This window comes from Pseudomonas sp. SYWMCR5, from assembly GCF_057197165.1.
This window is the reverse complement of sequence record NZ_JBXUNH010000005.1, coordinates 173,146-192,031: the sequence shown is the minus strand read 5'-3', so window position 1 is coordinate 192,031 and position 18,886 is coordinate 173,146. Positions and strand designations below refer to the sequence as shown.

At 64.8% G+C, this 18,886-nt stretch carries 17 protein-coding genes and 1 tRNA gene; 11 read left to right on the top strand and 7 right to left on the bottom strand.

Going from position 1 to position 18,886, the window contains the following annotated elements:
* Positions 1–118: 118 nt before the first annotated feature.
* From AC2CGW_RS15410 to AC2CGW_RS15400, 3 genes are all read left to right on the top strand, one after another.
* The gene (locus tag AC2CGW_RS15410; protein WP_238343292.1) at positions 119–640 is read left to right on the top strand and encodes a histidine kinase; all 522 of its coding nucleotides are present in this window, start codon (positions 119–121) and stop codon (positions 638–640) included.
* Positions 641–1,023: 383 nt separating this feature from the next.
* Complete coding sequence (locus AC2CGW_RS15405; protein ID WP_186710456.1) at positions 1,024–1,917, top strand: sensor histidine kinase; 894 nt, start codon at positions 1,024–1,026, stop codon at positions 1,915–1,917.
* Positions 1,910–2,566 (top strand): response regulator, encoded by a 657-nt coding sequence (locus tag AC2CGW_RS15400; RefSeq protein ID WP_411384135.1) that lies wholly within the window; start codon positions 1,910–1,912, stop codon positions 2,564–2,566. The genes AC2CGW_RS15405 and AC2CGW_RS15400 overlap by 8 nt, the downstream gene beginning before the upstream one ends.
* On the opposite strand, the gene yegS is transcribed toward AC2CGW_RS15400, so the two are convergent.
* Entirely contained in the window at positions 2,550–3,437 is an 888-nt protein-coding gene (gene yegS, locus AC2CGW_RS15395; RefSeq protein ID WP_288375526.1) for a lipid kinase YegS, read from the bottom strand. The two genes, AC2CGW_RS15400 and yegS, sit on opposite strands and share 17 nt — an antisense overlap.
* 182 nt (positions 3,438–3,619) lie before the next feature.
* Between yegS and AC2CGW_RS15390 the strand changes: the two genes are divergently transcribed.
* Entirely contained in the window at positions 3,620–4,855 is a 1,236-nt protein-coding gene (locus AC2CGW_RS15390; RefSeq protein ID WP_186710469.1) for a glycosyltransferase family 4 protein, read from the top strand.
* On the opposite strand, the gene AC2CGW_RS15385 is transcribed toward AC2CGW_RS15390, so the two are convergent.
* The gene (locus tag AC2CGW_RS15385; protein WP_186669662.1) at positions 4,844–6,031 is read right to left on the bottom strand and encodes a molybdopterin molybdotransferase MoeA; all 1,188 of its coding nucleotides are present in this window, start codon (positions 6,029–6,031) and stop codon (positions 4,844–4,846) included. The two genes, AC2CGW_RS15390 and AC2CGW_RS15385, sit on opposite strands and share 12 nt — an antisense overlap.
* 22 nt (positions 6,032–6,053) lie before the next feature.
* Complete coding sequence (gene moaB / locus AC2CGW_RS15380) at positions 6,054–6,593, bottom strand: molybdenum cofactor biosynthesis protein B (RefSeq protein ID WP_484574257.1); 540 nt, start codon at positions 6,591–6,593, stop codon at positions 6,054–6,056.
* A gap of 162 nt (positions 6,594–6,755) precedes the next feature.
* On the opposite strand from moaB, the gene AC2CGW_RS15375 reads away from it, so the two are divergent.
* Complete coding sequence (locus AC2CGW_RS15375; RefSeq protein WP_186669630.1) at positions 6,756–6,977, top strand: YgdI/YgdR family lipoprotein; 222 nt, start codon at positions 6,756–6,758, stop codon at positions 6,975–6,977.
* An 81-nt stretch (positions 6,978–7,058) separates the two neighbouring features.
* A tRNA-Pro gene (locus AC2CGW_RS15370) sits at positions 7,059–7,135 on the top strand.
* Positions 7,136–7,192: 57 nt separating this feature from the next.
* Here the strand turns inward: AC2CGW_RS15370 and AC2CGW_RS15365 are convergent.
* Positions 7,193–8,962, bottom strand: coding sequence for an ABC transporter transmembrane domain-containing protein (locus tag AC2CGW_RS15365; protein WP_484574256.1), 1,770 nt, complete (start codon positions 8,960–8,962; stop codon positions 7,193–7,195).
* Between the two features lie 242 nt (positions 8,963–9,204).
* On the opposite strand from AC2CGW_RS15365, the gene AC2CGW_RS15360 reads away from it, so the two are divergent.
* On the top strand, positions 9,205–9,378 hold the full coding sequence (locus tag AC2CGW_RS15360) for a PA1571 family protein (RefSeq protein WP_484574255.1): 174 nt from the start codon (positions 9,205–9,207) through the stop codon (positions 9,376–9,378).
* A gap of 217 nt (positions 9,379–9,595) precedes the next feature.
* Positions 9,596–11,536, top strand: coding sequence for a methyl-accepting chemotaxis protein (locus tag AC2CGW_RS15355; protein ID WP_411384133.1), 1,941 nt, complete (start codon positions 9,596–9,598; stop codon positions 11,534–11,536).
* A 53-nt stretch (positions 11,537–11,589) separates the two neighbouring features.
* On the opposite strand, the gene AC2CGW_RS15350 is transcribed toward AC2CGW_RS15355, so the two are convergent.
* From AC2CGW_RS15350 to AC2CGW_RS15340, 3 genes are all read right to left on the bottom strand, one after another.
* On the bottom strand, positions 11,590–12,900 hold the full coding sequence (locus AC2CGW_RS15350) for an MFS transporter (protein ID WP_484574254.1): 1,311 nt from the start codon (positions 12,898–12,900) through the stop codon (positions 11,590–11,592).
* Between the two features lie 54 nt (positions 12,901–12,954).
* Positions 12,955–13,440: an ANTAR domain-containing protein gene (locus AC2CGW_RS15345; protein WP_186669635.1), complete on the bottom strand. Its 486-nt coding sequence runs from the start codon at positions 13,438–13,440 to the stop codon at positions 12,955–12,957.
* 153 nt (positions 13,441–13,593) lie between these two features.
* A complete protein-coding gene (locus tag AC2CGW_RS15340) occupies positions 13,594–14,070 on the bottom strand; it encodes a sigma-70 family RNA polymerase sigma factor (RefSeq protein ID WP_484574308.1) in 477 nt (158 codons plus the stop codon).
* Positions 14,071–14,280: 210 nt separating this feature from the next.
* Between AC2CGW_RS15340 and AC2CGW_RS15335 the strand changes: the two genes are divergently transcribed.
* Genes AC2CGW_RS15335 through AC2CGW_RS15325 form a run of 3 tightly spaced genes read left to right on the top strand, consistent with a single transcriptional unit; the run spans position 14,281 to position 18,822 of the window.
* Entirely contained in the window at positions 14,281–15,459 is a 1,179-nt protein-coding gene (locus tag AC2CGW_RS15335; RefSeq protein WP_186669636.1) for an efflux RND transporter periplasmic adaptor subunit, read from the top strand.
* Positions 15,460–17,424, top strand: a complete 1,965-nt coding sequence (locus AC2CGW_RS15330; protein ID WP_186710479.1) for a MacB family efflux pump subunit — start codon at positions 15,460–15,462, stop codon at positions 17,422–17,424.
* A gap of 3 nt (positions 17,425–17,427) precedes the next feature.
* A complete protein-coding gene (locus AC2CGW_RS15325) occupies positions 17,428–18,822 on the top strand; it encodes an efflux transporter outer membrane subunit (protein WP_186710480.1) in 1,395 nt (464 codons plus the stop codon).
* Positions 18,823–18,886 lie beyond the last annotated feature (64 nt).

Here is an 18,886-nt window from a genome sequence, read left to right as displayed (position 1 = left end):
GCAATATCCATTAGCCATTAATGTGACGCCATTCTCACTGCATGAACGGAGTCAGGCTCTTGTCAGCGAACATCTCGGTGTGGCCAACCCCTGCTCCAACCCAGCGTGTTGGAGTTTCATGATGGAACGGGCGCTCTTGAATACCGCGATCCTTCAGGATTTCCTGCTGGATGCGCAGGTCCTGCTGAACGAGTCCCAGGAGTGCCTGCAACACCTGGAGCTGATCAGCAACGACGCTGACGCCTGCCATTGCCTGAGCGAAGCCCTCGACACCCTCGCCCGTCGAGCCGACGCCTCGGGCGTGCTCGAGATCGCCCATTACGCCTCAACCCTGCACCGCTTGCTGGCGCCTGGCTGCACCAGTCGCAACCTGCCGCTGGGCGCGCTACCGGCACTGGCCGACTGCCTGACACTGCTGGCCTGGCAACTGGAACTGGTCGATGCCCGCACCGGACACCTGAACCTGGACAGCAGCGAGCAGCACCTGCTGCTGGTCACCCTGGCCGACGTGCTGGATCAACCACTCCCCCACGCCTGTGCCCTGTGCGAGGAGAACGAGCGCCACTGCGTGCATGCCCAACTGCTCAACATTCACATCGAGCCCAAGCACACCTACGCCACATCAACTCGCAAAGATTAGCGATGTGGCCCTGCGTAACTCGTCTAACTGGCCAGCCTCAAACACACAACTAGCTGGCAAGTTGTACAAGTTCTGTCTAGTTCCTGCAGCCTCGCCCCGTTAGTTGAATTTGGAAGTTCCTGCCTTTTCAAACGATAATGGCTTATTGCCACTTACCGAGCGCTGCCCCCCACTGTCATGCCTCGGAATTACCTTGATTCCAGGCAACTAACCAGCCGGGACCAAACCAACTCGAAGTGATACCATGCGCGCAAATGAACGAACGCCCAACGGCTCTTCAACGATTACAACAGGGCTCGTTTTTGGTTGAAAGGCAGGACACTCACGATTCTCCAGAGAGATTGGCGACCTGCGCCGGCAATAATTCAGTGGCTTTCCTATCTATGCTCCCACGCTTGAAGATTTCCCTGTGTTGTCGCTCTCGCACCGCCTTGCTGCGTGGGGCGACCGCCGTGTTGTGCGTGGCATCGCTGGTCACCAACCTGGTGCTCTACAGCAACGGGCAACCTTTGTCGGCCGGTGCCCTGGCGCTGCAGCTGGCTGCCCTGCTCGGGGCCGGCTGGCACCTGCGCCGTCGTGCCAGGTCGATCAACCTGCTGCCGGCAGAGCTGGCCGACCGCATGCTCAAGGTCCAGGAAAGCGAGCGTCAGCACCTGAGCCGCGAGCTGCACGATGACATCGGCCAATTGCTCACCGCCGCCAAGCTTCAGCTCGACTGGTTGCAACGTCGGGTGCCTGCACCGCTGCAGGCGCAGTGCGATACCCTGCGCAAGACCCTCGACGACACCCTGGGCAACGTGCGTGACGTCTCGGCGTTGCTCAACCCACGGCAGCTCGCCAGCCTGGGCCTGGAAGCCAGCCTGCGCGCGCACCTGCTGCGCGCCCTCGAGAACAGCGAGGTGCACTGGAGCCTGGAGTGCAACCAGCGCCTGGGCGGCATCTCCGACGAAGTGACCATGGCTGCCTTTCGCATCACCCAGGAAGCGGTCACTAACGTGCTGCGCCATGCCCAGGCGCGCAATTTGCTGATCAGCCTGCAACGCACCCCAGCCGGGTTGCTGCTGTCGATCATCGATGACGGCCAAGGCTTCGTGCCGAACAGCAAACCGGGCGAGGCCGGGCAACGCGGCATGGCCGGCATGCAGGAACGGGCCACCGCCCTGCAAGGCACCCTGAGCGTGACCAGCCAGCCCGGTGCCGGCACCCGGATAGAAGCACTGTTCCCCTGGCCTGCACGCAGCCAGGAACGTGCCAGGACACCCGCCACCGATGATTAGACTGCTGCTGATCGACGACCATTCGCTGATTCGTGCCGGCGTCCGCGCGCTGGTGTCGGATATTCCCGGCTACACCGTGGTCGGTGAAGCCGATGACGGCCAGCACCTGCTGGAGATGGTCCAGCGCCTGGCCCCCGACATCGTCCTGCTGGACATCTCGATGCGCTCGACCAACGGCCTCGACGCCCTGACGCAGTTGCGCGCAAACGGTTGCACCTGCAAGGTGCTGATCCTGTCGATGCACACCGACCCCGACCTGATCATGCGAGCCCTCGAAAGCGGCGCCCACGGCTACCTGCTCAAGGACACCACCGCCAACGAGCTGGAGCACGCCCTGGCCGCCTTGCGCAACGGCGAGCGCTACCTCAGCCCGGCCATCGCCCACACGGTGATCAACCAGGCCCTGCTGCGCGCTCAGGCGAACAAACAGCCAAGCAGCGATCGCCACAATCTCACCGCCCGGCAACTGGAAATCCTGCGCCTGATCGTGCGTGGCAAATCCACCCGCGAGATCGCCGCAGGCTTGGGGCTGTCGATCAAGACCGTTGAAACCCATCGCTCGCAGATCATGAAGCGCCTGCAGATCTACGATGTCGCAGGCCTGGTGCTGTTCGCCGTACGCGAGAAGATCATCAGCCTGGACGACTGAGCAGCGGCGAGTCTGCGGGCAGGTGCACGCGCAGGGCACCCGGCGCCGCCTCGAAACGCAGGCTACCGGCCTGCAACGGCTCTCCGTCCAGGTTGATATCCAAGCCCTCGGCCTGGCCGATCTCGACCCACGGCAGGCGCGCCCGCACGAACAGTTCTTCGCCCGTCAGCAAGTCGCGCAATGCGCCCACCATCGCCTCGGGTGCAGGCAGAATCGCGACCTCCAGCAAGCCGTCATCGGCCAGCGCCTCGGGGCACAGCACGTGGCCGCCGCCCGCCTGGCGACCGTTGCCGATGGCCAACGCCAGCAACTGCCCCTGCCAGTGGAAATCCGGCCCGTGCAGGGCCGCCGATGCGGCCTGCAACTCACTGAAGCGCGACAGCCCGGTGAACAGGTAGGCCGCCCCACCCAGTACCTTCTTCAAGTCTTCGGACGTATGGGCCGTCACCTGGCTGCCAAAGCCACCGGTGGCCATGTTGAGGAACATCTGCTCACCTACCCGCCCCAGGTCGATGGGCCGGGCCGGCACATCCAGCAAGGCCAAGGCGGCGGCCGGCTCCAATGGCACCCCGGCGGCGCGGGCAAAATCGTTGGCAGTGCCCAGCGGCAACAGGGCCAGGCTGGCGTTGGCCTGCGCCTGGGCCATGGCCTCGGCGATATCGCGCAGGGTGCCGTCGCCACCGCCGGCCACCACCTGCGTGTAACCGGCCGCCAGGGCTTCTTCGACCAGGCGCCGGGCATCCCCTGCTTCCCAGGTCAGACGCACATCCAGTACCTGCCCACGCTCGCGTCGCACGCCCACGGCGCTGCGCACCTCTTCGTTCATGGCCTGCTTGCCATGCAGGATCAACATCGCCTTGTGCCCGCGCATCCGAGATTCTCCGTATAAGACGCCAACTCCAATCTCGACCACAGGCAACCGGCAATTGCTGCACGGCGGCGCAAAATTCAACCCAGGCCATCATTCGACAAATACTTGGCTACGCTTAAGAGAGCCCCGCCACACAGTCAGATTATTGACCCTTGTGCAGCCCTCACCTGACAGGAGCGGTCATGCGTATTCTCTGGACATTGCCCTATCTGCCCTGGCCCACTACCAGCGGCAGCAAGACCCGCCAGTACCACCTGCTGCGCGAACTGGCACATCACGGCCATCGCATCACCTTGCTGGTGCAGTCCAAGGTGCCACTGTCCGATCCTGCGCGACAGGCCCTCGAACCACTGCTCGAACGCCTGATCGTGTTGCCCCGGCGCCCCGTGCAGAGCCCGCTCAACCTGCTCGCCTCGCCCATCATCGACTACCCCATGCGCGCCATCATCAATGGCCTGGCGCCCTGCCTTCGGCACCGCTTCGAGCAATTGCTGGACGAGCCGTGGGATGTCATCCAGATCGAACACAGCTATGCCTTTCAGCCCTTCGAGAAGGCCCTGCAACGGCGCGGCTTGCCCTACCTGCTCAGCGAACACACCCTCGAGTCAGTGATGGGCGCAGCCTGCCACGATCGCCTGCCCTTGTGGTTACGCCCGCTCAACGCGTTCGATCGCTGGCGCTACCGGCGCTGGGAGCAGCGCGTGCTGCGCCAGCCCAACGAAGTCGTGGCGGTCAGCCCGCACGACGCCGAGCTGATCGGGCAGATCAGCGGGCGGGCGGTGAACGTGGTGGTCAACGGCGTCGATTGCGATCACTACCAGCATGTGCAACCGGCCCTGCACAGTCAGCGCCTGTTGTTCGTGGGCAATTTCGAATACGGCGCGAACCTGGAAGCCATCGAGTGGGCACTGGAAGACATCCTGCCCCAGGTCTGGCAGAGCAATCCTGCAGTGCGCCTGGCCATCGCCGGGCATGCCCTGCCCGCGCACTGGAAACTGCACTGGAACGACCCACGCATCGAATGGCTTGGCTACCGCCCCGACCTTCGCGAAGTGCAACGGCGCTCGGCACTGTTCTTCGCGCCGCTGCGCTATGCCGGAGGGTCGAAGGTGAAGATTCTCGAAGCGATGGCTGCCGGGCTGCCGGTGATCACCACCGGCAAGGGCGCTTCGGGCCTGGCGGTGAACAATGGCGAACACTACCTGGGCAGTGACGACGGCAGCCAGCTGGCGCTGCTGCTGACCCAATTGCTCAACCAGCCGTGGCGCATGACCCAACTGGGGGAAGCCGGGCGACAGTTCGCCCGGCAGCGCCATGACTGGAGCGTTGCCGCCCAGCAACTGGAGAACGTGCACATGCGCCTGACTCAACTGGCCCCGGCGCAGACCACGCCGCTCGGCGGGATGCTAGCCAAGTAGCTCGCTGAACGGGATGAATGCCACGCTATCGCCCGGGCTCACCGTACTGCCCTCGCGCACCTCGACCAGCCCTTCTGCCCAGGCTGCGCTGCGCAGTACGCCCGAGCTCTGGTTCGAGTAGATGCGTACCTGCCCACCCTCGATCCGCGCGCGCAGGTACTCGCGGCGATTGCCTGGCTTGGGCCAGTCGAAACCAGCCGGCACATCGAAGCGCAGCGGCGTGACCTGCTGGACACCCAGGCGACGCAGCAAGTAGGGACGTGTCAGCAAGGCGAAGGTGACCAAGGTGGACGCCGGGTTACCCGGCAGGCCGATCACCGGCACGCCGCGGAAGTGGCCGAAGGTCAGCGGCTTGCCCGGCTTGATCGCCAGCTTCCACAGTGCCAGCTCGCCAGCTTCGCGCAGAGCCATTCCCAGATAGTCGGCTTCCCCCACCGACACACCGCCGGTAGACAGGATCAGGTCGACATCGCCCAGGTTGGCCAGGCACTGGCGGGTCAACACCAGGTCATCGGCGAGGATGCCCGCATCGATGACTTCGCAGCCCATACGCTGCAGCCAACTGACCAGCAGTCGGCGGTTGCTGTTGTAGATCTGCCCGGGGCCCAGCGGCAACCCCGGCTCGACCAACTCGTCACCGGTCGACAACACCGCGACCCGCACCCGGCGCCGCACCTGAAGCTGGCCGTGGCCCAAGGTGGCGGCAAGGCCCAGTTCGATCGGGCCCAACAATGTGCCGGCAGCCATCACCTGCTCGCCAGCGCGGGTTTCCTGGCCCTTGGGGCGCACGTTCTGTTGCGGCGCCAGCGCCTCGAGAAAACGTACGCGGCCATCGTCCAGCACTTCGGCGTTTTCCTGCATTTCGACACAGTCGGCGCCTTCGGGCAGGGGGGCGCCGGTAAAGATGCGTGCACAGGTGCCTGGCTGCAACCGCTGCGGCGCATGCCCTGCGAAGATGCGCTGGCTGACCGCCAGGGGCTCGCCCTGCCAGTCAGCCAGGCGCAGGGCGTAGCCGTCCATGGCACTGTTGGGCCAAGGCGGCAGGTCGAGCGTGGCGAACAGATCGTTGGCCAGCACCCGCCCTTCGGCATCGGCCAGCGCGACCACCTCGACTTCGTCGATCGGCGCCGCCTCGGCCAGTGCCAACAGGCGCTCGAGGGCCTCTTCCACCGGCATCAACGGCCGGCTCGGCGCCGCCTCAGCCACGGCTTTCACAGGCCTGCGACTGCTTCAGGTGCGCGACGAAATTGCAGGGGCGATGGCGGGCATCGAGCTGCTCGGCGAGGATGCCGTCCCAGCCAGTGCGCACCGCATTGGTCGAGCCGGGCAGGCAGCACACCAGGGTGCCGTTGGCCAGGCCCGCAAGGGCACGCGACTGCACGGTGGAGGTGCCGATGTCCGGCACCGAGATCTGCCGGAACAGCTCGCCGAAGCCATCGACCTGCTTGTCCAACAGGCAAGCGACGGCCTCGGGGGTGCTGTCGCGGCCAGTGAAGCCAGTGCCGCCGGTGATCAGCACCACCTGTACCAGGTCGTCGGCGATCCAGGTGGCGACCTGGGCGCGGATCTTGTAGAGGTCATCCTTGAGCAGCACCCGTTCGGCCAGGCGGTGGCCTGCGGCGCTGAGGCGATCGACGAACATCTGCCCGGAAGTGTCGGTGTCGAAGGTACGGGTGTCGCTGACCGTCAGCACGGCAATGTTCAACGGCACGAAGGGGGTATCTGCCTTGGCTTTCATGGGGGTCCGTCGCAGGGGGAAAGAATGCGCCAGTTATATCACAAGGCAGCCTTGTTCTTGGTCAATGCCCACTGATTGCCGCTATGCTCGACTGTGCGAGGAACTTTGCAAGGACGCCTCGCGTCATAACGTCATCAAGCACCATCGCACTGGAGAAACACGATGATCCAACGGACAATTCCCGCCTTCCTGCTCGCCCTGGGCCTGGCCACCCTCGCCGGTTGCGCTTCGCCAACCGTCATCACCTTGAACGACGGCCGCGAGATTCAGGCCGTGGACAAACCTTCCTACGACGAAGACTCCGGCTTCTACGAATTCGAACAACTCGATGGCAAGCGTACACGCATCAACAAGGATCAGATTCGCACCGTCAAGGAGCTCTGATCTGCACCTCGTTTTGAGCTAACGGCCTTTTAACAACAAGGGCTTGCGTTCAAAAATACGATGCAGTAGGATTTTCGAAATCGGAGTGTAGCGCAGCCAGGTAGCGCGTCTCGTTCGGGACGAGAAGGCCGCAGGTTCGAATCCTGTCTCTCCGACCAGATCCTTCGAAAAAGCCCGCCTCAGTGCGGGCTTTTTCGTGCCTGCCTGATCGCGATTCAGGCGCTGCCTGCAGCGAACTGCAGCGCCGCCAACCTGGCATAGAGCGGGTTCTCCTCGACCAGCTGGCGATGACTGCCGACAGCAACCACCTTGCCCTTGTCGATCACCGCAATGCGATCGGCATGCTGCACGGTCGCCAACCTGTGGGCGATCACCAAGGTGGTACGCCCGGCCATCAACTGCGGCAAGGCCTGCTGGATCAGGTGCTCGCTCTGCGCGTCGAGCGCGCTGGTGGCCTCATCGAGCAACAGCACCGGTGCATCCACCAGCAGCGCCCGGGCAATCGCCAGGCGCTGGCGCTGCCCACCCGACAGACCGATGCCACCCTCGCCCAGCAGCGTCTGGTAGCCCTGGGGCAATTGCTGGATGAATTCGTGAGCATGGGCACTGCGCGCCGCGGCCTCGACCTGGGCGGCACTCGCCTGCGGCCTTCCGTAGCGGATATTCGCCTCGACCGTGCCGCGAAACAGCGCAGGATTCTGCGCCACAAGGGCGAACTGGCGACGCAGGTCGTCGGGGTCGAGCGCTGCTATCGGCTGTCCGTCGAGCAGAATACTGCCCGTCTGCGGGTCGTGAAAACGCAGTAGCAGGTCGAACAGCGTCGACTTGCCCGCCCCAGACGGCCCCACCAACGCCACTGTCTGCCCAGGTGCGATGACCAGGCTAAGGCCATCGATGGCCGCCACCGACGGACGTGATGGATAGGCGAAGTGCACATCGCGCAACTCGATCTGCCCGTTGGCCCGCGCGCCCGGCAGTGTCGAAGGCTGCGACGGCGGTACGATCGCGCTGCTTGCCGCGAGCAATTCGGCAATACGCTCGGCGGCCCCGGCAGCCCGCTGCAACTCGCCAATCACTTCGCTCAAGGTGCCCACGGCACTGCCGACGATCAGGCTGTAGAACACGAACGCGGCCAGCTCGCCCCCGGAGATGCGCCCGGCAATCACATCCATGCCGCCCACCCAGAGCATCACTGCCACGGCGCCCAGGACCAGAACGATCACCACGGTGATCAACCAGGCCCGCTGGGCAATGCGCTGGCGCGCCACATCGAAAGCCGCCTCGACGGTGTCGGTGAACAACTGGCGATCGTGAGCCTGATGGTTGTAGGCCTGCACCGTCTTGATCTGCCCCAGTGTTTCGGCGACGTAGCTGCCGACGTCAGCGACCCTGTCCTGGCTCTGGCGTGACAGGCTGCGCACCCGCCGGCCGAACAGCAGGATCGGCGACAGCACCAGCGGCAAGGCCAGCACCACGATACTGGTCAACTTGGGATTGGTGACGAACAGCAACACCACCCCGCCCAGCACCATCAGCGCATTACGCAGGAACATCGACAGCGACGAGCCGATCACCGATTGCAGCAACGTCGTGTCGGCGGTCAGGCGCGACTGGATCTCCGAGCTGCGGTTATCCTCGAAAAACCCCGGATGCAGCCCGATCAAGTGATCGAACACGGCACGGCGAATGTCGGCGACGCAGCGCTCGCCAATCCACGACACCAGGTAGAAGCGGCTGAAGGTTCCAACCGCCAGGGCCAGCACCAGCACCATGAACAGCGCAATCGTCTGGTTGAGCTGGTGCGCAGAACCGGTCATGAACCCCTGGTCCACCAGCAGGCGAATGCCCTGGCCCATGGACAGGGTGATGGCTGCCGTGACGATCAGTGCAAGCAAGGCAAGCATGGCCTGCCGGCGGTAGGGACGCACGAATTGCCAGGCCAGGCCCCAGGCGCGGCGCTGGCGGGAGGAAAGCGGATCGGACATGGCACGGACCGGTGAGCGGGAAACCTGCAGACTACCATTCATCTGCCTGGGTGGAACGCCTGCAGCTGCCGAGGGGTCGCAGTTCGGTAGGGCCAGTGGCTATAGCTTATCGGTCTAACCTGTCACTGGAGCTTTACCGCACTTTCTGTTGCACTGTGCCTGTCGTGATGCCGAAGGAGCTGTCACAGGTCAGTCACGGCGAGTGGTTACCCTGAGCTTGCAACCTGATGAGGAGACAGGAAATGAGCTTGCAACATAGCAGCGACACCGTAAAAAGCGCCCAGCCCCCGAAGCCCCAGGTGTGTGGCTCGATCATCGATGCCCAGGGCCGTGAGGTCCCGATCACCGAGCAGATGATCCAGAAGGCCTGCAAGGAGCTCGAGGACAGCCGGGTGGAGAAAGTCCGCAAGGCTTGAAAGCCAATGAATCCCTTACAACCCGGCGCTTGCGCCGGGTTTTTCGTTTCTGCGCCCTGGGCCGCCTCGCAGAACCAGAACAATCATTTATTTTTTTGTACACGAAATATGCACTAAAGATTTTCCCGTGACGCGCCGAAACAGGATAAATAGCAGATAGCCACTACGCATGCGAAATGGCCCTCCTGCTTTTCACTCCCACGAATGGTTCGTCCCGATGAAGATAAAAAACAAGCTGGTGCTTGCGTTCGTATTGGTGGCTTTCATCCCGGTAGCCCTGGTCGGCGTGATTTCTGTGGTTAACATCCGCGCCGAGGCGGTGGATCAGTTCCTCGACGGCAGCACCCGTGAAATTCGCCAGATCGACGGCAACATGCGTCAGTTCTTCGATGGCACGCTACAAAACGTAGAACAAATGGCGACAGATCCTGTATACACATCAGTGAGTACACTCAAGGATTACACCTCCGCCGACGCGGCCAGCCACCCCCTGCCTGCAGCCACCCAGCAGGTCATCGACGCCTTTGCCCGCTATGGCGCTACCCATCCGGCGGCAGCCATCATCTCCATCGGCCTTGAGGACGGCACCTACGCCAAGTGGCCGGATGACCCGAAATTGGCCAGCTACGATCCACGCGCGCGCCCTTGGTACAAGGCCGCCATGGCTACTCCGGGCAAGACCGTGCGCACCGCCGCCTACTACTACGACAAGGACGACGTCGCCCTGGTCGGCACCGCGCGCACGCTCAACGATGCCAGCGGCAAGCCCAAGGGCGTGTTTGTGGTCAGCGTGTCGCTGAAGAACCTCACCGAACTGGTCAAGAGCATCAAGCTGGGCAAGAGCGGATATGTGATGCTGATCGAGAACGGCACCGTGCTGGTTGATCCACGCGATGCCAGCCATGGCTTCAAGCAACTGAAGGACCTTGGCGAGCCGTATGCACAACTGGCAGCCACCGAACAAGGATCCACCGAGGTGGTGATCGAGGGGGTGCGCTACATGGCCAATGTCTGGACCTCGCCTGACCTGGGCTGGCGCTTCGTCGGCCTGATCGAGTACAGCGAAGTGATGGGCGCCGCCACCCACATGACCTACCTCACCGCCATCATCGTACTGGTGCTGGCACTGGTCTTCGCCCTGGTTGCAGCCGCGTTCTCGCGGGTCATCGTCAAGCCCATCGGCCAAGTCAGCGCCGGCTTGCAGCAGATCGCCCAGGGCGAAGGCGACCTGCGCCAGGACCTGGTGATCCAGGGCAAGGATGAAACCGCCGAGCTGGCCGGCTGGTTCAACAAGTTCCTCGCGGCGATCCGCCAACTCATCCAGCGCATCGGTGCCGCTTCGGGCAACCTGCACGAAGCATCGCGGGCCAACAGCGAACTGGCCGGCAACATGAACGAAGCCGCAGGGCGCCAGCGTGAAGCCGTGGAACTGGTGTCCACTGCCTTCAACGAGATGGTCGCCACCGCCAACGAAGTCGCACGCTCCTGCAGCAGCGCGGCCGACGCCGCAGAAAACGGCCATCACCGCGTCGCCGAGGGCAAGCAGCAGATCGAGCTGACCACCGACAACGTCAATCGCCTGGGTAGCCGCCTGAGCGAATCGTCGCAGGCGATGGTCGAGCTCGAGGAAGGCAGCCGCAACATCAACCAGATCCTCGGCACCATCCGCGCCATCGCCGAGCAGACCAACCTGCTGGCACTGAACGCAGCGATCGAGGCCGCCCGCGCGGGCGATCAAGGCCGCGGTTTCGCCGTGGTCGCCGACGAAGTACGGGCCCTGGCCAAGCGTACCGCCGACTCCACCGGCGAGATCGACCAACTGCTCAACACCCTGGGCAACAAGACCCAGGAAGTGTCGCAGAAGATGGAAAGCTGCCTGGACTTGTCGCGGGCCAGCGTGTCGTCGATCGCACGCGCGCGGGACAGCTTCGAGGGTATCCAGCTGTCGGTGAACGAGATCCGCGATCAGAACCTGCAGATCTCGGCAGCTGCCGAAGAGCAGCACAGCGTGGCCGAAGAGATCAACCGGCACATCCAGCAGATCTACGACGAGGCAAGGCTGGTGGAAGGCCTGGCCAGCTCGGCGCAGTCGGACTCGGGCAGACTGTCGCAGCTATCGGAAGAGTTGAACGGGCTGGTCGGACGCTTCAAGTCCTGACCCTCCTTGTGGGGCGTCGGTTCGGCGCCCCGACTTGCCCCGCTCCTGCACACTCAGCAACCGACCGCTCGCTCCTCGGCACACAGGGGCGTGGTCTGGGCGTAGAAGACGCTGGTCAAGGCCCCGACCACGCCCATGATCAGACAGAACCCCACGCACACCCAGGGGCTCCACGGCATCAGGGCAATCAGCGCCAGGGGCGTTGTACTGGCCCACAGCGCATAGGCCAGGTTGTAAGTGAAGGAGATGCCTGACACGCGGATCTGTGCCGGGAACAGCCCGACCATCACCGAAGGCACCACCCCCACCACGCCACAGGACAACCCGGCCAGCGCATAGGCCGCCCAGGTCAAGCCCCACTGCCCCACCAGGCTGGCGTACAACACGCCGATCCCCAGCGGCAGCAACAGGCTGTAGATCATCACCGCACGCCAGGCACCGATGCGATCGACCAGAAGCCCCGCCAGTACACAGCCGATATTGAGAAAGACGATGCCTACGCTGCTGAGCGCAAAGGTATGCCCGGCATCGATCCCGAAACGCTGCTGCATGACCGTCGGGGTGATCACCACCAGCACCACCACCGCAGAGGTCAGCACGCACGTCAACAGCGCAGCCGGGATCAGCGAAGCGCGGTGGCCAGTGAGAACAGTGCGCAGCGGAAATGCCACGGGCGGCGTCTGGCGCTCACGCAGGGCAAGAAACACCGGCGTCTCGCTCAGCCAACGGCGCAGCCAGACACCGAACACGCCGAACACCCCACCCAGCAGGAAGGGATAACGCCAGGCGAAGTCGAGAACTTCCTGCGGGGTGTAGAGCCGCGCCAGCAAGGTGGCGACCAGCGCTCCAAGCAGGTAACCGAAGGTCAGCCCCGCCTGCAGGAAGCCCAGGGCGTAGCCGCGACGCCCCGGAGGCGCGTGCTCGGCAACGAAGGTCCAGGCGCTGGGGACCTCACCGCCGACCGCGGCGCCCTGCAGGATGCGCAGGGCCAGCAGCAGCAGAGGCGCGGCGTAGCCGATGTCGGCGTAGGTCGGCATCACCCCGATCAACAGGCACGGCAGGGCCATCATCAGGATGCTCAGGCTGAATACGCGCTTGCGCCCGAGATGGTCGGCGAAGTGCGCCATGAGGATGCCGCCCAGAGGGCGTGCCAGGTAACCGGTGACGAAGATCCCGAAGCTCTGCAGCAGGCGCAGCCATTCCGGCATCTGTGGCGGGAAGAACAGCTGGCTCAGGGTCAGGGCGAAGAACACGAAGATGATGAAATCGTAGATTTCCAGCGCGCCGCCGAGGGCGGCCAAGCCCAGGGTACGGTGATCGCCGCGGCTGAAGCGAGGCGCGCGGGCGGTATCGATGGCAGTCATTTCTGGGTTCCACAGATCGGCAAAGGGCAAGAGGATAGCAAATGCCGATGCGTCTCAGCTGGAACGGCTGAAAGCGTTGTGCGAGAAGTTCATCCGCCGCCAGGAATAGCCCGCGCCGCCGGCAAGCCCGGACGGCAGTGCAACCTGCCCCAGCACCTGCGGGGTATCGATGATCGCCATGAACGATTCCAGTGCCTCGCTATCGGGCACCTTGGGCAGGCTGACACTGACCGCCCGGCGTTCGCTCTGCGCGATGCTCGGCACTTTCAGATGCTGGGAGTGGTACAGCAGCACATGCTGGATCTGCGGGCTGACGCGGCAGAAACGGGCCAGGTCGACGCCTGCATGGCTGCCCAGCTCGATGTTGCCCACCAATAGCTGGAACGGGTGCAATGCACTCTGCACCAGGCGCTGCAGGTCTTCGAAGCTTTCCACCGGGGCGATCCGGTAGTAGCCCAGGCCATTGAGCATGCGCTCCAGTTGCAAGCGCTGGCCGGGATGCTCGTCGGCGATGAGGATGCGCATGGACTTGTTCGGCATGGTCCGGACCCTGGCGGCAAGGTGGTCAGAGACACTGCCAGGCCTTGCTGCGCCTGTGCGGGCAATGACGGGTCTCTCTCTAGATAGTTGTCGGGAACAGACGATAAATCAAGGCGCTGCACAGGGATTTTTCACCCCTGTTCCACGGGCTTTTCACTGCTCCCACTGACGCATGCGCAATCGACAGTGCTTCATGGCATTGACGATGTGCTTTTCCACCACGCTCTGCGAAACCCCGAGGCGCTCGGCGATCTGCGGATGCGACAGGCACTCGAGCTTGCGCAGCAGGAAACTCTCGCGGCACGGTGCGCTCAACTCGTCCAGTGCACGCTGAACCAGCTCCAGGCGCTCATCGAGGTGCAGCAGATGGGGCGGTGCCGGGCTATGCCAGCGCTCGTCGTTGTCCAGCACTTCCAGCGGCTCGGACTGGCGCACCGTCTGACGCCGGTGCCGGTCGATCACCAGGTTCAGCGCCGTGCGGTAGAGGAAGGAACGGGGTCGCTCGATCGGCGGGTGACCGCCGCGCTCGAGCAGGCGCAGGCAGGCGTCATGGGCGACATCCTCTGCCGCGTGCCGGCTGCCCAGACGCGAGGAGAGGAAACTCACCAGTTCGCGATAGTAATGTTCCACCACGGCCCTTGCCTCTCCCGTTGGGCAACGTCAATGCGATTGAAAATACGCATCAGTGATATCAGCGTGTCATCTTACAAATTACAACCATTCTCAGCAACACACCCCTCGCCTGCGGCTAAATCCATTTCCCCAGCGTTCGTCTAACTGTGACCTCCGTGCGTGCCCTGAAAGGCGCGACACGCCCCTCATCCCTGGCTGGAAGTCTGCATGAGACGTACATCCACACTCCGTCGCCGCCTCGTTCTCGGCGGCCTGGGCCTGATCGCGCTGGGCAGTCTGCTGGCCTGGAAAGCCCTGCCCTTGGGCACTCTGCCGGTCAGCACCGTACAGGTCACCCGCGGCGACATCGAAAGCAGCGTCACCGCCCTTGGCACCCTGCAACCCCGTCGCTACGTGGATGTCGGCGCCCAGGCGTCCGGGCAGATCCGCAAACTGCACGTGGAAGTTGGCGATGAAGTGCGCAAGGGCCAACTGCTGGTGGAGATCGACCCCTCCACTCAACAGGCACGCCTGGACGCCGGGCGCTACTCGATCGAGAACCTCAAGGCCCAGCTTGCCGAACAGCGCGCCCAATACCTGCTGGCCCAGCAGCAGTTTCAGCGCCAGCACGAGCTGGCCAGTGCCGGCGCCACGCGTCAGGAGGATGTCCAGCAGGCCCAGGCGCAGCTCAAGGTGACCCAGGCACGCATCGACATGTACCAGGCGCAGATCCGCCAGGCCCAGGCCAGCCTGCGCAGCGACGAGGCTGAACTGGGCTACACACGGATCTACGCACCGATGGACGGCACCGTGGTGGCGGTGGACGCACGCGAGGGCCAGACCCTCAACGCCCAGCAGCAGACCCCGCTGATCCTGCGCATTGCCCGGCTGTCGCCGATGACCGTCTGGGCCCAGGTTTCGGAGGCCGACATCGGCCAGGTCAAGCCTGGCATGACGGCCTACTTCACGACACTGGCCGGTGGCAAACGCCGCTGGACCAGCACCGTGCGCCAGATCCTGCCGATCCCGCCCAAGCCGCTCGACCAGACCAGCCAGGGCGGCGGCAGCCCGGCCAGCGCCAGCAGTGGCACCACCGGCAGCAAGGTGGTGCAGTACACCGTACTGCTGGACGTGGACAACCCTGACGGCGCCCTGATGGCCGAGATGACCACCCAGGTGTTCTTCGTCGCAGGCCAGGCCAGCCAGGTGCTCACCGCACCGCTGGCGGCGCTGGACGATGCACCCACCGAGGGCATGCGCCTGGCACAGGTCCTGACCCGTAACGGCAAGGTCGTACAGCGCCAGGTACGCACCGGCTTGAGCGATCGCCTGCGGGTGCAGATCCTCGACGGCCTCAGTGAAGGCGAGCAACTGGTCATCGGCGCACCACGCGCCAGCGGAGGCTGAATGAACGCACCGCTGATCGAGCTCGATGACATCCACAAGGTCTACGGCGGCATCGACTCGCCCGAGGTCCAGGTGCTGCGTGGCATCAGCCTGAGCATCCAGCCGGGCGAGTTCGTCGCCATCGTGGGTGCCTCCGGCTCCGGCAAATCCACCCTGATGAATATCCTGGGCTGCCTCGACCGCCCCTCCCGTGGCAGCTATCGCTTCGCTGGCCGTGACGTCGCCGAACTCGACAGCGACGAACTGGCCTGGCTGCGCCGCGAGGCCTTCGGCTTCGTGTTCCAGGGCTATCACCTGATACCCTCAGGCTCGGCCCAGGAGAACGTCGAGATGCCGGCGATCTACGCCGGTACACCTGCAACCGAACGCCATGCCCGCGCCGCCGCGCTGCTCGAACGCCTGGGCCTGGCCAGCCGCACCGGCAACCGCCCCCACCAGCTGTCCGGAGGCCAGCAGCAACGGGTGTCGATCGCCCGCGCCCTGATGAATGGCGGCCACATCATTCTCGCCGACGAGCCCACCGGCGCCCTCGACAGCCACAGCGGCGCCGAGGTCATGACCCTGCTGGACGAACTGGCCAGCCAAGGTCATGTGATCATCCTCATCACCCACGACCGTGAGGTGGCGGCGCGGGCGCGGCGGATCATCGAGATCCGCGACGGTGCGATCATCAGCGACTCGGCCGCCGAACGCCCGCCCGCTGCGCCCACTCCCGGCTTGCAGGCCGATGATCTGCGCCAGCGCCTGGACCGCGGCGCCAGCCTGCGCGGCGCCTGGAAAGGCGAGCTGGTCGAATCGCTGCAGGCGGCCTGGCGGGTCATGTGGATCAACCGCTTCCGCACCGCCCTGACCCTGCTCGGCATCGTCATCGGCGTGGCCTCGGTGGTGGTGATGCTCGCCGTCGGCGAAGGCAGCAAGCGCCAGGTGATGGCGCAGATGGCCGCCTTCGGCTCCAACATCCTCTATCTGAGCGGCAAGCACGCCACCTCCCGCGAAGCGGCGGGCCTTGTTTCCCTCGACGACGTCGCCGCCATCGCCGGCCTGCCCCAGGTGCAGCGCATCATGCCGGTGATCGGCGGCGAGCTGATGGTTCGCCACGGCAACAACAACCAGTCGTTCTACGTGGGGGGCAACAACACCGAATTCCCGCACATCCTCAACTGGCCGGTGGTCGAAGGCAGCCTGTTCACCGACGCCGACGAGCGCAGCGGTGCCGCCGTGGCGGTGATTGGCCAGAAGGTCAAGGAAAAGCTCCTGCCTCCCGGCAGCAACCCGCTGGGCCAGTACCTGCTGATCGAGAACGTGCCCTTCCAGATCGTCGGCGTGCTCGCCGCCAAAGGCGCAAGCTCCGGCAACCAGGACAGCGACGAGCGCATCGTGGTGCCCTACTCGGCAGCCTCCATGCGCCTGTTCGGCAAGCACGATCCCGAATACGTGATCATCACCGCCGCCGACTCAAGCCGAGTGTCGGAGACCGAAGCGGCCATCGCCCACCTGATGCGCAAGCGTCACCAGGGCAAGCAGGATTTCGACCTGACCAACGACGCAGCGCTGATCCAGGCCGAGGCGCGCACGCAGAACAGCCTGTCGCTGATGCTCGGCGCGATTGCCGCCATCTCGCTGCTGGTCGGCGGTATCGGGGTGATGAACATCATGCTCATGACCGTGCGTGAACGTACCCGCGAGATCGGTATCCGCATGGCCACGGGTGCTCGTCAGCGCGACATCCTGCGCCAGTTCCTCACCGAGGCGGTGATGCTGTCGATGGTCGGCGGCGTGACCGGTATCGCCCTGGCCCTGACCATCGGAGGCGCCCTGCTGCTGGCCGATATCGCCGTGGCCTTCGCCCTGCCTGCCATCCTCGGCGCCTTTGCCTGCGCCGTGATCACCGGTGTCGTGTTCGGCTTCATGCCGGCGCGCAAAGCCGCCCGACTCGACCCGGTCAAAGCCCTTACCAGCGTGTAGCCCATGACATTGCCAAGCCGCATCAGCCTGCTGACCCTGAGCCTCTGCCTCGCCGCCTGCAACAGCACACCAGCGCCGCAGGCCGACATCACGCCACCGCCCACCTGGCAAGGCGCCACCGACTCCCACCAGGCGCTGCCGGACAGCACATGGTGGCAGGCATTCTCCAGCCGCGAACTGGATCGCCTGATCGAACGCGCCCGCAGCAACAGCCACGACCTGGCGGCCGCTGCAGCACGGGTGCGCCAGGCACAGGCCCGCGCCGTGATCGCCGGGGCGCCATTGCTACCCGAACTGCAACTGGGGGTGGATGGCAGCCGCCAGCGCCTGCTGCGCGGCGACGGCAACGACCAGCTCGACGCCACCAGCAGCGAGCGCACCAGCACCGCCTTCGCCACGCGCCTGAGCGCCAGCTACGAAATCGATTTCTGGGGCGGCCGGCGCGCTGCCCGTGACAGTGCATTGCGCAAACTCGACGCCAGCCGCTTCGACCGCCAGACGGTCGAGCTCACGCTGTTCAGCGCCGTTGCCGACAGCTATCTGCAAGGGCTGACACTGGAGGAACAACTGCGTATCGCCCGGCTCAACCTCGATAACGCGCACGATGTCCTGCGCCTGGTCGAAGCCCGCGAACGCTCGGGCTCGGCGACCCGCCTGGAGCTGGCCCAGCAACGCAGCCTGGTCGCCGCCCAGGAGCGCCAGGTGCCGTTGCTGGAGCAACAGTGGCAGGACAATCGCGTCACCCTTGCCACCCTGCTCGGTGATCCGGTGCAGAGCCTGAATACCGGCCAGGAGTCGATCAGCGCCTTGAACTGGCCAGGCATCGGCAGCGGCGTCCCCAGTGCACTGCTCAGTCGCCGCCCGGACATCGCCGCCGCCGAGGCACGCCTGGCGGCAGCCAGCGCCGACGTGCAGGTAGCCAGGGCCGCCATGCTGCCACGAGTGGTGCTCGGTGCCGACCTGGGCAGTGGCGCCAGGACCTTCGCCAACGTGCTCGACAGCCCCTTCTACACCCTCACCACCGCCCTCACCGCCCCCATCTTCGACCGCGGCCGACGCAGCGCCGAGCGTGACCAGGCCAAGGCGCGCCAGGAAGAGTTGCTGGAGGATTACCGCGCGCAGATCATCGCGGGCTTCGCCGACGTGGAAAAGGCGCTCAATGCGATCAACGGCGTCGACCGGCAACGCCAGTGGCAGGATCAGGAAGTGGAACAGGCGCGCATCGCCTTCAGCCTGGCCGAACAGCGCTATGCATCAGGGGCAGAGACGCTGCTGACGGTACTGGAAACGCAGCGCACCCTGTACCTGGCCGAAGACCAGCAGGCGCAGTTGCGCCTGGCCAGGTTGCAGGGGAGCGTGGCGCTGTACAAGGCGCTGGGCGGGGGATGGAGGCTCTGAGGAAAGTCCGTCAGCGCGGGGTGTCTTTTTCGCGGGCAAGTCGCAGCGGCGAACCGCCGCTCCC

Bases quoted from the DNA above. Each gene is read 5' to 3' on its own strand.
- AC2CGW_RS15410 (WP_238343292.1), top strand. From the start codon at position 119: ATGATGGAACGGGCGCTCTTGAATACCGCGATCCTTCAGGATTTCCTG.
- AC2CGW_RS15405 (WP_186710456.1), top strand. From the start codon at position 1,024: ATGCTCCCACGCTTGAAGATTTCCCTGTGTTGTCGCTCTCGCACCGCC.
- AC2CGW_RS15400 (WP_411384135.1), top strand. From the start codon at position 1,910: ATGATTAGACTGCTGCTGATCGACGACCATTCGCTGATTCGTGCCGGC.
- yegS (WP_288375526.1), bottom strand. From the start codon at position 3,437: ATGCGCGGGCACAAGGCGATGTTGATCCTGCATGGCAAGCAGGCCATG.
- AC2CGW_RS15390 (WP_186710469.1), top strand. From the start codon at position 3,620: ATGCGTATTCTCTGGACATTGCCCTATCTGCCCTGGCCCACTACCAGC.
- AC2CGW_RS15385 (WP_186669662.1), bottom strand. From the start codon at position 6,031: ATGCCGGTGGAAGAGGCCCTCGAGCGCCTGTTGGCACTGGCCGAGGCG.
- moaB (WP_484574257.1), bottom strand. From the start codon at position 6,593: ATGAAAGCCAAGGCAGATACCCCCTTCGTGCCGTTGAACATTGCCGTG.
- AC2CGW_RS15375 (WP_186669630.1), top strand. From the start codon at position 6,756: ATGATCCAACGGACAATTCCCGCCTTCCTGCTCGCCCTGGGCCTGGCC.
- AC2CGW_RS15365 (WP_484574256.1), bottom strand. From the start codon at position 8,962: ATGTCCGATCCGCTTTCCTCCCGCCAGCGCCGCGCCTGGGGCCTGGCC.
- AC2CGW_RS15360 (WP_484574255.1), top strand. From the start codon at position 9,205: ATGAGCTTGCAACATAGCAGCGACACCGTAAAAAGCGCCCAGCCCCCG.
- AC2CGW_RS15355 (WP_411384133.1), top strand. From the start codon at position 9,596: ATGAAGATAAAAAACAAGCTGGTGCTTGCGTTCGTATTGGTGGCTTTC.
- AC2CGW_RS15350 (WP_484574254.1), bottom strand. From the start codon at position 12,900: ATGACTGCCATCGATACCGCCCGCGCGCCTCGCTTCAGCCGCGGCGAT.
- AC2CGW_RS15345 (WP_186669635.1), bottom strand. From the start codon at position 13,440: ATGCCGAACAAGTCCATGCGCATCCTCATCGCCGACGAGCATCCCGGC.
- AC2CGW_RS15335 (WP_186669636.1), top strand. From the start codon at position 14,281: ATGAGACGTACATCCACACTCCGTCGCCGCCTCGTTCTCGGCGGCCTG.
- AC2CGW_RS15330 (WP_186710479.1), top strand. From the start codon at position 15,460: ATGAACGCACCGCTGATCGAGCTCGATGACATCCACAAGGTCTACGGC.
- AC2CGW_RS15325 (WP_186710480.1), top strand. From the start codon at position 17,428: ATGACATTGCCAAGCCGCATCAGCCTGCTGACCCTGAGCCTCTGCCTC.